Genomic DNA, 15,559 nt, shown 5'->3' on the forward strand with positions numbered 1-15,559 from the left:
ACTTGAGGCGGACCTCGGTAGATCCTCTTCCGTGGGGACGATTCGGGGGTGCGCGCTGCTTACCGTGGTGGGGTGAAAGAGACCCAGTCGCAGGATGCCCTGCGTTCCGAGGCCCGGATAGCCCGTGGCGCACTGCAGTTGCTGCGCAAGGACCTCTTCGAGGACGCCTTCGCCTTCCGCCCGATGCTGCCGCTCGACGATCCCGGCGTGCCGGGCTGGCGGCAGCGGATGCCGAAGCGGATGCGGCACCACATGCGGTGGGCGCCGCACATCGTGCTGGTGCTCGCCACGGTCGCGAACTTCCTGCTCGGGCTCTCCGCCACGATCGGCGTGGACCCCTACTACAACTCCGGCTTCCTCCCCATCCCGGCTTCCATCGTCTTCTGCCTGATCGTCGCGGTCCCGGTGGTCCTCACGCTCTTTCGGCCGGTCGGCGCGTTCTGGGTCTCGTTCGTCGGATTCGTCCTCGCGATGCTGGATTCCGGGAACGGCGCCTACGACGCGACCTGGCCGATGGTGTCGCTGCCCACGCACGTCGTCGTGATGGCGCTGGTCGTGCTGCGCACCCGGCCGCGGCTCGCGCTGGAGATGTGGGTGGTCACGCTCGTCGCCGGCGGGGTGCTGTCGACGTTCACGGGGGGCTTCGGCTACCGCGAGCTGTTCTCCCTCGCGGTGCCCTCGGCCTTCCTCCTCACCGCCGCCGCCGCGGTCCGCGCCTGGCGCGAGGAGCGGCGGCACGTCGTCGAGACGCAGACGGTCACCGCGGAGGAGCGCTCCCGCCGCACACTCCTCGAGGAGCGGGCCACCATCGCCCGGGAACTGCACGACGTCGTCGCGCACCACATGTCGGTCATCGCCATTCAGGCCGAGGCCGCGCCGTACCGCGTCGAGCACACCCCGCCGGAGCTGGCGACCTCCTTCGCCACCATCCGGGAGAACGCCGTCGCCGCGCTGACCGAACTCCGCCGCATCCTCGGCGTCGTCCGCTCCGAGGACCCGGACGCGTTCACCGAGAACGACCCGGAGGCGCCGCAGCCGAGCCTCGACCGCCTCGATGACCTGCTGAAGAGCGTGCGCGGTGCCGGACTGACCGTCGAGGCGGTCATCACCGGCGCGGCGCGCCCGCTGCCGCAGGGCGTGGAGCTGTCCGCGTACCGCATCGTCCAGGAGGCGCTGAGCAACACGCTGCGCCACGCGCCCGGAGCCGAGGCGCGGGTGGAGATCTCCTATGTGCTCGGCGGGATCGGGCTGCGTATCGTCAACGGCAAGCCCAGCCGGCTCGCCACCCCGTCACCGGGCGCGGGTCACGGCGTGCTCGGGATGCGGGAGCGCGTGCAGATGCTGGGCGGGGAGATGACCGCCGACCACACCGAGGAAGGCGGGTTCGAGGTCGCGGCGTTCCTTCCGGTCTCCGCCGCGGGGGAGGCGCAGTCATGATCCGGGTACTGATCGTCGATGACCAGGTGATGGTCCGCGAGGGTTTTTCGGTGCTGCTCAACGCGATGCCGGACATCGAGGTGGTCGGCGAGGCGGTGGACGGGCGGCAGGCCGTCGCGAAGGTCGGGGAGCTGCGGCCGGACGTCGTCCTGATGGACATCCGGATGCCGGAGATGAACGGTCTGGAGGCCACCCGCGAGATCGTCGCCGCCGACGCGGACGCGAAGGTGCTGGTGCTGACCACCTTCGACCTCGACGAGTACGTCTACCAGGCCCTCCGTGCCGGGGCGAGCGGCTTCCTGCTCAAGGACGCCTCCGCCGGGCAGCTCGCCGACGGTGTCCGGGTCGTCGCCTCCGGCGAGGCGCTGCTCGCACCGACCGTCACCAAGCGGCTGATCTCGGAGTTCTCCCGGCTGGGCACCCCCCGCGCGCCCGCCCAGGAGCGCATCGGTGAGCTGACCGAACGGGAGACGGAGGTCCTGGTCCTCGTCGCCCAGGGCCTGTCGAACGGTGAGATCGCCGAACATCTGGTGGTCGCCGAGTCGACGGTGAAGACGCATGTCAGCCGCATTCTCGTGAAGCTCGGCCTGCGGGACCGCACCCAGGCGGCGGTCTTCGCCTACGAAGCGCGGCTGGTCACGCCGGGGGGCTGAGCGGGAGGCCGGGGCCGTTCGCGTGACGGGCGGTGGTTCTCCGGGCGGCCGTGCCAGGGCGAGCCGGTGCTCCGGGCCCCTGGGCCGCGTGGGCTGTACGCGATCGGGTCGGCCTCGGGCCGGGGGCCGGGCCTCCCGTGTGGGTTTCACGTGAAACCGTCCACAGCCTGTGGACAGTTTTCGGCGGTGCGCCACCTCGGCGCACCGCCTCCGTCATTCCCGGGGCAGCGTCAGCCGCCACGCCCCCGGCTGCACCGTCCAGGTACGGGTACGGACCGGGCCGCCGACCACCGCGTCCGCGCGGTAGCGGAAATCCGGCCCGGAGACCGTCACCGCCCGTGCGCGGGCCCGCAGCGGATGGTCGGAGCCGGGACGGTCCACCACCACCTCGGCCAGCCCGTCGCCCCCGCCGGACGTCGCGGCGGACGCCTCCCCGCCGACCCCGGGCAGGGCGCCCGGCACCACGGAGACCCGCTGCACCGGCCGGTCCAGGTCCGCCAGCAGGACGCCGTCCGCCTCGATCCGCAGCCGCTGCCCCGGCACGCCGGGCCGCTCCCGCCCGGTGGCCTGCGCGGCGAGCGCCGACAGCGCGGCCCGCGCGGTGCGCGCCGCCGGACGCCACCAGGACTGCCGCCCGCCGTCGCCGGGCGCGGGGGACGGCGCTCCCGGCGGCGGATACGTCCCGGGGGCGGCGCCGTCCCCGTACGGGATGCGCAACCCGCCCAGGACGATGCCGTCGCTGTCGTCGGTGAGCAGATCGAGGGCGCGGGCGTCGCCGTCCAGGACGGTGCGGGCCGCGGCCACCGTGCCCGTGGGCACGCCCAGTGTCCGGCTCAGCGCCACCGTCTCCGCCGCGCCGACCGGCACCATCGACACGGCGACGCCGTCCAGCTCCCGTTCCTTGTGCAGCAGGCCGACGGCGAAGAGCAGCGCGCGGTCGTCGCCGATCACCACCGGGCGCCGCCGGCCTCGCCGGGAGAGCGCGCGGGCGAACTCCTCGGGACCGTCCGGAAGGCAGATTTTCGCCCCCGCGCCCGCACACAGCACGTCCTTGGCGATCCGGACGGACTCGCCGTCCGCCGTGCGGGCTGCGGGGTCGATGACCACGAGCAGCGGGTTCCCCCGTACGGGGTCCGGTGAAGAGTGCCCAGAAGGCTGCGCCGACACCTCGGTCCTTCCTCAGGTAGCATCTCGGTGCAAGAGCCCCTTGCGCTATTGCGCCAGGGGCTTCGTCTATTCCGGGGCACCGGTTCGACGGCTGCAGTGATGACATCCGCGTGCGACACGCATGCTCACGCCATCCACGCACGTTGGACATGCCCCGCCCGGAAGGGGTGTACGCCTGTGCCCGCACTTGTGCTGCTCGGTGCTCAGTGGGGTGATGAGGGCAAGGGAAAGGCCACCGATCTGCTCGGTGGGTCCGTTGACTACGTGGTGCGTTACCAGGGCGGCAACAATGCCGGCCACACGGTCGTCGTGGGTGACCAGAAGTACGCGCTGCACCTCCTCCCTTCCGGAATCCTCTCGCCGGGGTGCACCCCGGTCATCGGTAACGGCGTCGTCGTCGACCCGGCGGTCCTGCTCTCCGAGCTGAGCGGACTCAACGAGCGCGGCGTCGACACGTCCAAGCTGCTGCTCAGCGGCAACGCGCACCTGATCACGCCGTACAACATCACGGTCGACAAGGTCACCGAGCGCTTCCTCGGAAAGCGCAAGATCGGCACGACCGGCCGTGGCATCGGGCCGACGTACGCCGACAAGATCAACCGCACCGGCATCCGGGTGCAGGACCTCTACGACGAGTCGATCCTGACCCAGAAGGTCGAGGCGGCCCTCGACGTCAAGAACCAACTGCTCACCAAGCTCTACAACCGCCGCGCGATCGAGGCCGGCCAGGTCATCGAGGAGCTGCTGGGCTACGCGGACAAGATCAAGGGCTATGTCGCCGACACCACCCTGATCCTCAACAACGCGCTCGACGAGGACAAGGTCGTGCTCTTCGAGGGCGGTCAGGGCACGCTGCTCGACATCGACCACGGCACGTACCCCTTCGTCACCTCCTCGAACCCGACCGCGGGCGGCGCCTGCACGGGCGCGGGTGTGGGGCCGACGAAGATCAGCCGTGTCATCGGCATCCTCAAGGCGTACACCACCCGCGTCGGCGCCGGTCCGTTCCCGACCGAGCTGTTCGACAAGGACGGCGAGGCGCTGCGCACCATCGGCGGCGAGCGGGGTGTCACCACCGGCCGTGACCGCCGCTGCGGCTGGTTCGACGCGGTCATCGCCCGCTACGCCACCCGCGTCAACGGCCTGACCGACTTCTTCCTCACCAAGCTCGACGTGCTCACCGGCTGGGAGCAGATCCCGGTCTGCGTCGCGTACGAGATCGACGGCAAGCGGGTCGAGGAACTGCCCTACAGCCAGAGCGACTTCCACCACGCGAAGCCGGTCTACGAGATGCTGCCGGGCTGGTCCGAGGACATCACCAAGGCGAAGACCTTCGCCGACCTGCCGAAGAACGCGCAGGCGTATGTGAAGGCGCTGGAGGAGATGTCGGGCGCGCCGATCTCCGCGATCGGTGTCGGCCCGGGCCGTGACGAGACGATCGAGATCAACTCCTTCCTCTCCTGAGCCCTGAGCCTGGTGGCCGCCCGCAGGCGGCTCGAACGGCCGGGCCGGTGGACGCATCTCGTCCACCGGCCCGGCCGTTTCACGTGAAACGCCAACTCCCGTGCCCTGGCGGGTGTTTCACGTGAAACGCGGGTCGTCGTGTCCCTGCTCGGCGTTTCACGTGAAACACCAACTGGCGTGTGTCGCCCGCTGTTTCACGTGAAACAGCGGGCGCGGTGACTGTTCCGTTCAGCCTGTGCGGGAGTAGTTCCTCGGGCGCAGATCGCGGCCGAGGAAGTCGCGGCGCAGATCGCCGGAGCCGGTGAGCCGGAGCGCGGAGGCGTGGCCCGGACGGCAGTCCGGCCCGGGGTGGTCGACGACCGTGGGGCCGATGACCAGTTGGTTCCCTCCGGAGTAGAGGTCGGCGTGGGCGGTGCAGCGGCCCTCGGGCCCGTCGGCCACGAGGGTGACGGCCTTGCTGCCCACCGGCGCCCGGACGATCGTCAGCCGCTGGACGGCGCCCCCGCCGGTCGGCCGTTGCCAGGTGCCGAGGAAGCCCTCCGGCACCCGCTCCGACGCCGGAGGGACGCGGTGGAGCGTCGCCGTGCGGCCCGCCGCCGTCCACCGGAGCGTGCCGTCCGGGCCGGGCCGCAGCAGATGTTCGCCCAGCGCGGCGCACCGGCCGGGCGGCAGGGACCGGACGACCTGGGTGTCCAGCCGTAGCGCGGGCCGGTTCGCGGAGTCATGGACGGAGACCAGTTTGGCGTCGCTGCGGCACTCGTACGTCCCGCCGAGGCTGGTGCTGTTGGCGACCACCTCGCCGATCTTGCCGTGGCTGATCACGAACCGGCGCCGCTGGCCGGTGGGGACGCCGTCGCGCAGTACCGGACCTGCCCAGACGCCGATGTACCGGCCGGTGATGTCCGAGGAGTTGTCGCCGTCCGCGTGGTCGCCGCCGCGCAGCGCCGCCGGCAGCGCGAACGCCCCCGCGGCCAGCGCGCACACGGCCGCGGCGATCAGCAGCGTCCGCCACCTGCGGCGGCGTGGGGCCGGAGTCTGCGTCGTGCCGTCGGCCGGGCGCGGGACGGCGGTCGCGGTGCCCGCGCCAGGGGCGAGCGGCGGCGCGGGAGGCGCGGCGGGCGCCTGCTGCCCGGACCGTACGGTCGCGTCCCCGCCCGCCCGGGTCGCGGGATGCTCCGGGGGCCGGGGTGCCGGGCGCCGCTGGTCGCCGGGCGGGGTGTCGGTGTCGAGGAGACGTACCGCGTGACGGCCCAGGTGGGCGATGAGCCCGGCGGGCAGCCAGGGCGCGGCCGGGTCGCCGTCGCGCAGCGGATCTATCCGGGCGGCGATGTCCTGCGGCGCCGGCCGGTCCTGCGGTTCCTTGGCCAGACAGGCGCGGATCAGCTCGCGCACCGGGCCCGCGGGCGCCGCCGCCAGGTCCGGCATCTCCTGCGCGATCTTGAACATCACGGCGTGCACACCGGAGTCCATGGAGCCGAACGGCGCCCGGCCGGTCGCCGCGTACGCCAGCACCGAGCCGAGGCAGAAGATGTCGCTCGCCGGGCCGACGCGGTGGCCTTGGACCTGCTCGGGCGACATGAAGCTCGGTGAGCCGACGACCGTTCCGCTGCCCTGCTGGGTCTGTTCGCCGACCGCGTCCAGTGCCCGGACGATGCCGAAGTCGATGACGCGGGGGCCGTCGATGGTCAGCAGGACGTTGGACGGTTTGAGGTCGCGGTGGATGAGGCCCACGCCGTGGATGTCGATCAGCGCGCAGGCGAGGCCGTAGGCGAGGCGGCGCAGCGCGTACTCCGGGAGCGGGCCGTGCAGTCCGGTCCGGCCGAAGCCGCCGCCGACCACCTCGCTCAGCGTCGGCCCCGCGATGTAGCCGGTGGCGACCCACGGCACCTCGGCCTCGGTGTCGGCGTCCAGGACCGGCGCCGTCCAGCGGCCGCCGACCTTCCGGGCGGCCGCCACCTCGGCGCGGAAGCGGTCGCGGAACTCCTGCTCGGTCGCCAGCTCCGTGCGGATCAGCTTCACCGCGACGGTTCTGCCGCCCTCCGAGCGCGCGAGGTAGACCCGGCCCATGCCGCCGCTGCCGAGCCGGCTGAGCAGCCGGTAGTCCCCGATCCACGCCGGATCGCCGGCCGTCAGCCCGCGCAGGCCCTCCATCCGGGCGCCTCCCGTGTCGTTACCGTGCCCGCCGTCGTCGCCGGCCGCCGCGCCGTCACTCTCCGGCGCCCCTCCCGAGCGTAGGTGTCCCCGTATCGCACACCGGCCGCCGGGGCGTTACGACGGGAGAACGATCGATGGCGGTGCGGGTATCGGAACACCCGCGCTGACCGGCGGATTTCCCCCACCGCACGCGAATCGGACGCCGGGTTCACCGCACCTTGCGGTACGTCAGCGCGGGCGCCCCGCCGTCACCGTCGAAGGAGCGGCGCAGCCCCTCGGGAGTCTTCTCCAGCGTGCTCGGCTCACCCGGGCGGCAGCTCGTGGCGGGACCGGAGACGACGCGGGAGGGCCCGAGCCGGACCGGCGGGCCCGCGGAGCGGAGCGCGGCGGAGAACGTGCAACTGTAGGCGGCGCCGGACGCGGTCATCGTCAGGACGGTGTCCCCGGCCGCGCCCTGGGTGAGGGTGAACCGGCGCACGTCCGGCGAGCCGTCGGCCGACGCCTGCCAGGTGCCGAGGTACTCCGCCGGGATCTGGGCGGTCTCCTGGGCGCCCCCCGTACCGCCGCCCGCCGTGTCGTCGCTGTCCGCCGACGCGCTGTCGCTGTTCTTCAGCAGGAGGTACGCGCCGCCCGCACCGGCACCGGCCAGCATCAGCGCGCCCACGGTCAGCAGTGCGGTGGTGGTGCCCCGGCGGCGGCGTTTGGGGGCCGGGGCGGGCGCCGGGGCCGCCGGGTCGGCGCCGGCGTCGGGGTGCTCCGCCTCCAGCAGTTCCACGGCGCCGCGGCCGAGCCGGGCGACCAGCGCACCGGGCAGCCACGGTTCGTCGTCCGCCGTCGCGAGCGCCGCCGCGTCCCGCTCGGCCCAGGCGACGATCTGCGCGGGGGACGGGCGGGCGGCCGGGTCCTTCGCGAGACAGGCGGCGATCAGCGGGCGCAGCCCCTCGGGCACCTCGGTGAGGTCCGGCTCCGACTCGGCGATGCGGTACATCACGGCGTGCACCTGGCTCTCCGGCGTCCCGAACGGCGAGCGTCCGGTGGCCGCGAAGGCCAGCACCGAGCCGAGGCAGAACACGTCGCAGGCCGGGGTGAGGTCGTCGCCGCGGACCTGCTCGGGTGCCATGAAGCCGGGGGAGCCGACGGCCTCGCCGGTGCGCGTCACGCCGTGGTCGGTCACCGCCTCCAGGGCGCGGGCGATACCGAAGTCGATGACGCGGGGGCCGTCGAGGGTCAGCAGGACGTTGGAGGGCTTGAGGTCGCGGTGGATGATGCCCGCGGCGTGCACCGACTCCAGCGCGCGGGCCAGCCCCGCCGCCAGGATGCGCACGGTCCGTTCGGGCAGTCCGGGGCCGCGGCCGACGGTCTGCTGGAGGGAGGGGCCGGCGATGTAACCGGTGGCCACCCAGGGGGTTTCGGCCTCGGTGTCGGCGTCCAGGACCGGGGCGGTCCACTCGCCGCCGACCCGCCGGGCGGCCCGTACCTCGCGCCGGAAGCGGGTCCGGAACTCCTCCCGGCCCGCCAGTTCCGCGCGTACCAGCTTCACCGCGACCGTCCGGCCGCGGTCCGAACGGGCCAGGAAGACATGGCCCATGCCGCCTTCCCCGAGGCGTCCGATCAGCCGGTATTCGCCGATCCGACGGGGGTCCTGGTCCCTGAGCGGCACCGGCCCACCGGTGCGTACCGGCCGTCCCGCGCGTTCCGGGTGCAGTTCCACGATCGCCGCCCTTTCCCCGAAGCCACCCCCGGAGCCGCCCCGAGGATATCGACCGCCGGGCGGCGGCCGGGGCACGCACCCCGGCCAAGTGCGCCTCCCCCGGCCCGTTAACCCGGGAAGGGGGCGCGCTTAACCCGCCGGTGCCTAGCGTGCGGGACGTACCGGAGAACAGCCGGCGGAATCGGCCGCACCACACGGAGAGGGGAACGGCATGGAGCGTCCTGGACACCGCACGGCGCGTCCGGCGCCGGGGCCGCGCCGTGCGGCCACCCGTACGGCGCCGCCCGCGGGCACCGCGCCCGCCTCCCTGTCCGGTGCCGTGCGGGACGCGCCGATATCCGGCCGCCCGGTCGGGTGCCCGGCGGTGGAATGCGGGTATGCGGCCTGCTACGCGGCGCCTCCCACGGGGCGGGCCGGTCCGGGCGGGAGCCCGGGGCGTCCCCGCCCGGCGGGCCGGCCGGCCCGGGACGGCGCCGCGTTCACCCGCCCGCACCCGAACTCCTCGGTGCGGGGGACGGAGGGGCCCGGCACCGCACCGCACGCCGCCCTGCGACCAGCCGCCCCTGTCACCGCCGCCGATTCCCCCCGATCCCCAATATCCGCCTTCCGGTTCCGCTCCGCCGCAGGCCGCCGCCGCACGACCGCCAAGGAGACCGCGTGATTCCCGCCGTACGCGCCATCGCCCGCGCCGCCATGGGCGCCCGACCCGTTCCGCTCGCCGATGTCCAGGCGCGCGCCGAACTCCTCGCCCGCTACGACAACCGCTATCTCGTGCCGGTCGATGTCTTCGCCGAGTTCGCCGCCGAGCTGACCGACCGGCGCCGCCCCGGCGGCCCGTTCGCGTCGCTGTGCATCAACGGCCGCCGCTGGTTCCGCTACCGCTCCGTCTACTACGACACCCCTGACCTGCGTTCCTTCCATGACGACCAGCACGGGCGCGGGCGCCGTTTCAAGATCCGCGAGCGGCTCTACCAGGACACCGGCGAGCGGCAGTTCGAGGTGAAGCTGAACGGCACCGGCGGCCGGACCGTCAAGCACCGCCGCCCGCTGCTGCCGGACGACGTGGGCCTCGGCAACGGCCAGCGGGACTTCCTCGCCGGTGTCCTGGACCGCGCCTACGGCATCGACACCCCCGCCGACCTGGGGCATTCCTTGACCACCGACCACCAGCGCGCCACCTTCGTCGCCGATGGCCAGCGCATCACCTGCGACGCGGCCCTCGTCGGCCGGGACGCGCGCACCGGCCGCAGCGTCCGTGCCGACGGCGGGCTGGTCCTCGTCGAGACGAAGACCGCCGCCCCGCTGTCGGAGGCCGACCGTCTGCTGCGCGGCTACGGGTTGCGGGCCGCCGCGTTCAGCAAGTACTGCGGCGCCCTGTCGGCGCTCCGTCCCGACCTGGCCGCCAACCACTGGCAGCGCACGGCGGGCACCCCGTTCCCGGCCCGCGCGGCGTGAGGCGCTGAGCGCGGCGGCGCGCCGGGGCGGCGACCGGGAGGCGGGCGCGGCCCCCGGACGGTCCGTTCAGGACCCGTACCTGCCGCATCCCGCCGCCGCCCCGGGGCCCGTACGGTCATGACTTCCGTACGGGCCCCGGGGCTTGGCGCACGGGGCTGTCCGCCCGGTGCCGGGTCTCGCAGGGGTACGGCCTGCCGGTCCTCGTACGGGACCTACGCCCGGCCGCCGGGCTCCGTACGGTCGCGGCTCTCCGTTCGCCCGTCGTCGCCGCCGAACATCGCCGTCACGCGGGCGCCGCCGCCGGGGGCGCGGGTGAACTCGACGGTGCCGCCCGCCTCCTGGGCGGCGCGGCGGACGATGTCCAGGCCGAGGCCGGTGGAGCCGCCGCCGCTGCGGCCGCGTTCGGGGACGTGGCCCTCGGGGAAGCCGGGGCCGTCGTCCTCGACGGTGAGCCGGCCGCCGTCGCCGTCGGGGGCGCGGGCCACCGCGAGCCGTACACCGGTGCCCTCCGGGGTGTGGTCGAAGACGTTGCCGAGCAGCGCGTCGACGGCGGCGGCCAGCTCCGTCTCCTCGGCCCGGACCGGCACGGGGACGACCGCGCCGTCCCCGTCGCCGAGACCGTCGCGGCCGTCCGGGAGCGTGCACTCCAAGGCGCGGCCCTGGTCCTCGGCGAGCGGCAGCCAGAAGGCGGCGCGGTCGCGGACCACGGCGGCGAGGTCGGCCCGGGGCGGGCCCGAACGGTCCTCCCGCAGCGGCTTGCGGGCGGTGCGGATCACCTCGTCGACGCTCCGTTCCAGGGCCGCCACGTCCGCCCCGATCCGCTCCGCCTCCGCCGGGTCGCGCAGCCCCTCGGCGTCCAGCCGCAGCGCGGCGAGGGGCGTACGGAGCCGGTGCGCGAGGTCGGCGGCGTTCTCCCGCTCGGCGGTCAGGAAGGACTGGATCCGCTCGGCCAGATGGTTCAGCTCCCCGGCCACCAGCCGCAGTTCGGGCGGGCCGGACGGTTCGGCACGGGCCGTCAGATCGCCGCGCGCCAGCCGGTCGGCGACGCCGGCGAGCCGCCGGGTGGCGCCGACGAGCCGGGAGCCGAGCCGGTCGGCGAAGAGCAGCCCCAGCACCATCAGCCCGGCGCCCAGCCCCGCGAACCCCAGCGACGAGGCGAGGGTGCCGTCGTAGAGCTGGTCGTCGCCGATCGCGATGTGGATGACGGCGGTGCCCCCGGAGACACCCTGGACGGGCACCAGGACGGTGCGGCCGCCGCCCGGCGGTTCGTAGGTGAACGCCCGCCCGTAGCGCGCCAGCCGTACCGCGTCGGACACCGGCGCGGGCGGTCCCAGGACGGTACCGTTCCCGAGGATCACCGAGGTACGGGGCAGGCCGGGGCCGTTGGCCGCGGTGACCAGCGCCGTCGCGGCGGCGCGGCCGGACGCCGGGGCGGCGCCGGAGCCCGCGGCGAGCGCCTGCCCGAGCCCGGAGGCGAGCGCGTGCGCCCGCGAGGTGGCGTCGGCGGTGGCCCGGTCGGCGGCGTGACTGCGCGCCAGCAACGACAGCGGCACCAGGAGCGCGGCCAGGATCAGCGCGGTGGTGGCCGCGGTGACCAGCAGAATGCTGCGGCGCACGGCTACGCCCGGCCGGGGGCGGGACGACGCGGCCCGGGGCCCGCGGGGCCGTCCGGGGCGCCCGCGGCGTCCGAGGCCGTCTCACCCCGGAGGCCCGGTCCCGCGGCCTCACCCGGGGTGCCCGCCCCCGCCGACGTACCGGGCGGGCCGGACGCGCCCGGCCCGCCCGGGGCGGGCACCCCACCGGACGTCCCCGGGGCCGCCGCTTCCGCCGCCCCCGGCCCGTCCGCCGCCTGCGCCCCCTCCGTCTCCGGGGCCGCCAGCTTCACCCCCACCGTGCGGACCGTGTGCAGATAGCGCGGCCGCTGCGCCGTCTCGCCCAGCTTCCGCCGCAGCCAGGACAGATGGACGTCCACGGTCTTGTCCGCGCCGCCCAGCGGCTGCTGCCACACCTCGGCGAGGAGTTCGCGCCGCGAGACCACCTGGCCGGGACGGCGCGCGAGGTACGCCAGCAGGTCGAACTCGCGCGGCGTCAGATCCAGCGGCGCCCCGGCGAGCGTCACCTCACGGGCCGCGACGTCCAGGGACAGCTCCCCGATCCGTACCGCGGGCTCCGGCTCGGCGGTGCCCAGACGGCGCAGGACGGCCTTGATCCGGGCGTCGAGCTGGGCCGCGCCGAACGGTTTGACGATGTAGTCGTCGGCGCCGTCCCCGAGCACCGCGACCATGTCGGGCTCCTCGTCCCGCGCGGTCGCCACGATCACCGGTACGTCGCTGACCGCGCGCAGCATCCGCAGCACCTGCGCCCCGTCGACGTCCGGCAGCCCGAGGTCCAGGACGACGAGGTCGGGGCGGTCGGTGACGGCGGCGTCCAGGCCGGACATGCCCGTCGCCGCGGTGGCGACGGCGTGCCCCCGGTCGCACAGCGCCCGCACCAGCGCGCCGCGCAACTGGGGATCGTCCTCGACAACAAGAAGATGTGGCATGCACGTACCGTGCCACGCCCGCCCCGCCCCGGCGACGGCGGGCAGCCTCGCCCGGAGCCGTGCCCCGCTGCCCGGCCCGCCCGGACCGCCCCGGCCGAACCCGCACCACGCGCCCGGATCCGTCCCGGGGACATACCGCGACCGGCCGGACGGAGACCGCACCGCGACCAGGCCGGACGGAGTCCGCACCGGGCCCGGCCCGGACGACCCCCGCACCACAGCAGGTCCGCCCGGCGACCGCACCACCCCGGCGACCGCACCACCCCGCCGACCGGGCCCGCCGCCCCGTACGGGCCCGCGCCCCGCCACCCCCAGAGGGGCGCACACCCGCTCCCCTCACGCCCCCATGGCCCTCCCGCGCCGACACACTGTCCGCGCCCGCCCCGGCTGCCGTACAGACTGTCGGTACCGGTGGGCGGCCGGTGATCCCTAGGGTGAAGAGGTTCGCCGCGCCTGTCCCCGGCGGACCCGAGCGACCGATCCGAGGTACTGACCGTGACCACGACGCCCACCGCCCCCTCCGCCGCCGACGGCGCGGCCGTGAAGGCCGCCGACCGCGCGCATGTCTTCCACTCCTGGTCCGCCCAGGGTCTGATCGATCCGCTGCCCGTCGCCGGCGCCGAAGGCTCGTACTTCTGGGACTACGACGGCAACCGCTACCTCGACTTCTCGTCGCAGTTGGTCAACACCAACATCGGCCACCAGCACCCGAAGGTCGTCGCGGCGATCCAGGAGCAGGCCGCGAAGCTCTGCACGATCGCGCCGGGCTTCGCCGTCGACGTCCGGTCCGAGGCCGCCCGGCTGATCGCCGAGCGCACCCCCGGCGACCTCGACAAGATCTTCTTCACCAACGGCGGCGCGGAAGCCGTCGAGAACGCCGTCCGGATGGCGCGGCTGCACACCGGCCGGGCCAAGGTCCTCTCGGCCTACCGCTCGTACCACGGCGCCACCGCCGCCGCGATCAACCTCACCGGCGACCCGCGCCGCTGGCCCTCGGACACCGCGTCGGCCGGTGTCGTCCACTTCTGGGGCCCGTTCCTCTACCGCTCGCCGTTCCACGCCGAGAACGAGGCGCAGGAGTGCGAGCGCGCCCTCGCCCACCTGGAGGCGACCATCGCCTTCGAGGGCCCGCAGTCGATCGCCGCGATCATCCTGGAGACCATCCCGGGTACCGCCGGCATCATGGTCCCGCCGCCCGGCTACCTCGCCGGCGTCCGCGAGATCTGCGACCGCCACGGCATCGTCTTCATCCTCGACGAGGTGATGGCCGGGTTCGGCCGCACCGGCCACTGGTTCGCCGCCGACCACTTCGGCGTCATCCCCGACCTGCTGACCTTCGCCAAGGGCGTCAACTCCGGGTACGTCCCGCTCGGCGGCGTCGCGATCAGCGCCGAGATCGCCGCGACCTTCGACACCCGCCCCTACCCGGGCGGCCTCACCTACTCCGGCCACCCGCTGGCCTGCGCCTCCGCCGTCGCCACGATCAACGCGATGGCCGAGGAGCGGATCGTGGAGAACGCCGCGGAGATCGGCGAGACGGTCATCGGCCCCGGGCTGCGCGCCATGGCCGAGCGCCACCCGTCCGTCGGCGAGGTCCGCGGTCTGGGCGCCTTCTGGGCCCTCGACCTGGTGCGGAACAAGGAGACCCGCGAGCCGCTGGTGCCCTACAACGCCTCGGGCGCCGACAACGCCCCGATGGCGGAGTTCGCCGCCGCCTGCAAGCAGGGCGGTCTGTGGCCGTTCATCAACATGAACCGTACGCACGCCGTTCCGGCCTGCACCATCACCGCCGCCGAGGCCGAGAAGGGCCTGGCCATCCTCGACACCGCCCTCGACACGGCGGACGCCCACACCGTCTGACGGGACACCGCCACCCCCGCGGCGCGTACGCCGGGACCGCGCGCTCCCCTCACCGGGGGCGCGCGCCCGGACCGTACGCGCCGTACGTCAGGGAGGCCCCGCCGGGGCGCGTACCGCACGGCGCGCGCCCACCGGCCGACGGCGCGCGCCTGACCCGTCACCGGTCACCGGTGGCGGCCCCGCCCCGGCCCCCGGGCAGGTCACAGCGGCCCTCGCCTATCGTGGGCGGGGCCGCCGGCCCGCCGCGCGGCTCCGGGAGCAGGCCCCGCCACCGGGCTCTGCGGCCCCGGACCGGTCGTCGAAGGGGACGGACACATGGCCGCTGACCGGCCCGGCGCGGTCGTACGGCGCAACACCCTGCGCCGCCAGATCGCCGACGCGCTGCGCGACGAGGCGCTGGCCGGGCGGTTGCCGTGCGGCCACCGCTTCACGGTGAAGGAGATCGCCGAACAGTACGGCGTCTCCGCCACCCCCGTCCGCGAGGCGCTCCTCGACCTGTGCGCCCAAGGGCTGCTCGACATCGAGGAACACCGCGGCTTCCGGGTGCGCGCCTTCAGCGCCGACGACTACCGGGCCATGGTCGAGGCCCGCACCCTCGTCGTCGAGGGCGTCTTCCGTGGCTCCGGCGTCATGGCGGCGCGCCCCTCCGGCGAGGCACTGCTCTCCCTCCGCCGCCGCGCCGAGGAGGCCGAACGCGCCGCCCGCGCCGGCGACCTGGACGTGCTCATCGGCTACGACCTGCGGTTCTGGCGCGAGTTGGGCGGCCTCGTCGGCAACGCGTACATCGGGGACTTCCTGGACCGCCTCCGGGTGCAGACCTGGATGTTCGCCGTCCCGCTCCTGCGCGAGCGGCACGAACTGCGCGGCCTCCTCTGGCAGGGCCACCGCGCCCTCGCCGACGCCGTCGCCCGGCACGATCCGCCCGAGGCGCGGCGCCTGATCGCCGAGTACAACGCGCACGCCCTCGCTCTCGTGGGAACGCCCGGCTAGCACTACGCTGTCCCGACCGTCGGCCGGAACCTCCGCCACCGCGGACCACCCCGGCCCCGTCACACCCGTCCGCCCTCTCCGCACCACGCGCGCCCGTGCCAGTGGCCCCGACCGGAAGCGAGCACT

10 protein-coding genes and 1 pseudogene are annotated in these 15,559 nt (G+C 74.7%); 6 read left to right on the top strand and 5 right to left on the bottom strand.

Annotated features, from left to right (window positions below; all coding sequences use genetic code 11):
- The first annotated feature begins 72 nt into the window (after positions 1-72).
- Together ACGH2B_RS14670 and ACGH2B_RS14675 are read left to right on the top strand one after the other, a co-directional pair.
- Positions 73-1,437, top strand: a complete 1,365-nt coding sequence (locus ACGH2B_RS14670; RefSeq protein ID WP_399088812.1) for a sensor histidine kinase — start codon at positions 73-75, stop codon at positions 1,435-1,437.
- Positions 1,434-2,090 (top strand): response regulator, encoded by a 657-nt coding sequence (locus ACGH2B_RS14675; protein ID WP_391646847.1) that lies wholly within the window; start codon positions 1,434-1,436, stop codon positions 2,088-2,090. Before ACGH2B_RS14670 ends, ACGH2B_RS14675 begins: the two co-directional genes overlap by 4 nt.
- Before the next feature lie 213 nt (positions 2,091-2,303).
- On the opposite strand, the gene ACGH2B_RS14680 is transcribed toward ACGH2B_RS14675, so the two are convergent.
- Positions 2,304-3,197 (bottom strand): hypothetical protein, encoded by an 894-nt coding sequence (locus ACGH2B_RS14680; protein ID WP_399088814.1) that lies wholly within the window; start codon positions 3,195-3,197, stop codon positions 2,304-2,306.
- A 237-nt stretch (positions 3,198-3,434) separates the two neighbouring features.
- On the opposite strand from ACGH2B_RS14680, the gene ACGH2B_RS14685 reads away from it, so the two are divergent.
- A complete protein-coding gene (locus ACGH2B_RS14685; RefSeq protein ID WP_399088816.1) occupies positions 3,435-4,721 on the top strand; it encodes an adenylosuccinate synthase in 1,287 nt (428 codons plus the stop codon).
- Positions 4,722-4,949: 228 nt separating this feature from the next.
- Here the strand turns inward: ACGH2B_RS14685 and ACGH2B_RS14690 are convergent, their stop codons facing one another.
- Entirely contained in the window at positions 4,950-6,872 is a 1,923-nt protein-coding gene (locus tag ACGH2B_RS14690; protein WP_399088818.1) for a protein kinase, read from the bottom strand.
- 211 nt (positions 6,873-7,083) lie between these two features.
- Complete coding sequence (locus tag ACGH2B_RS14695; protein ID WP_399088820.1) at positions 7,084-8,586, bottom strand: serine/threonine-protein kinase; 1,503 nt, start codon at positions 8,584-8,586, stop codon at positions 7,084-7,086.
- Between the two features lie 657 nt (positions 8,587-9,243).
- Here ACGH2B_RS14695 and ACGH2B_RS14700 point away from each other — a divergent pair.
- A complete protein-coding gene (locus ACGH2B_RS14700; protein ID WP_399088822.1) occupies positions 9,244-10,041 on the top strand; it encodes a polyphosphate polymerase domain-containing protein in 798 nt (265 codons plus the stop codon).
- Between the two features lie 212 nt (positions 10,042-10,253).
- Here the strand turns inward: ACGH2B_RS14700 and ACGH2B_RS14705 are convergent, their stop codons facing one another.
- Together ACGH2B_RS14705 and ACGH2B_RS14710 are read right to left on the bottom strand one after the other, a co-directional pair.
- On the bottom strand, positions 10,254-11,657 hold the full coding sequence (locus tag ACGH2B_RS14705; protein WP_399088824.1) for a sensor histidine kinase: 1,404 nt from the start codon (positions 11,655-11,657) through the stop codon (positions 10,254-10,256).
- A gap of 247 nt (positions 11,658-11,904) precedes the next feature.
- A pseudogene (locus ACGH2B_RS14710) lies at positions 11,905-12,583 on the bottom strand (response regulator transcription factor); the annotation flags it as partial.
- A 495-nt stretch (positions 12,584-13,078) separates the two neighbouring features.
- Between ACGH2B_RS14710 and ACGH2B_RS14715 the strand changes: the two are divergent.
- Entirely contained in the window at positions 13,079-14,443 is a 1,365-nt protein-coding gene (locus ACGH2B_RS14715) for an aspartate aminotransferase family protein (protein ID WP_399088826.1), read from the top strand.
- A 315-nt stretch (positions 14,444-14,758) separates the two neighbouring features.
- A complete protein-coding gene (locus tag ACGH2B_RS14720; protein ID WP_399088828.1) occupies positions 14,759-15,433 on the top strand; it encodes a GntR family transcriptional regulator in 675 nt (224 codons plus the stop codon).
- Positions 15,434-15,559 lie beyond the last annotated feature (126 nt).

This window comes from Streptomyces sp. BBFR2, from assembly GCF_044497305.1.
Lineage (GTDB): Bacteria > Actinomycetota > Actinomycetes > Streptomycetales > Streptomycetaceae > Streptomyces.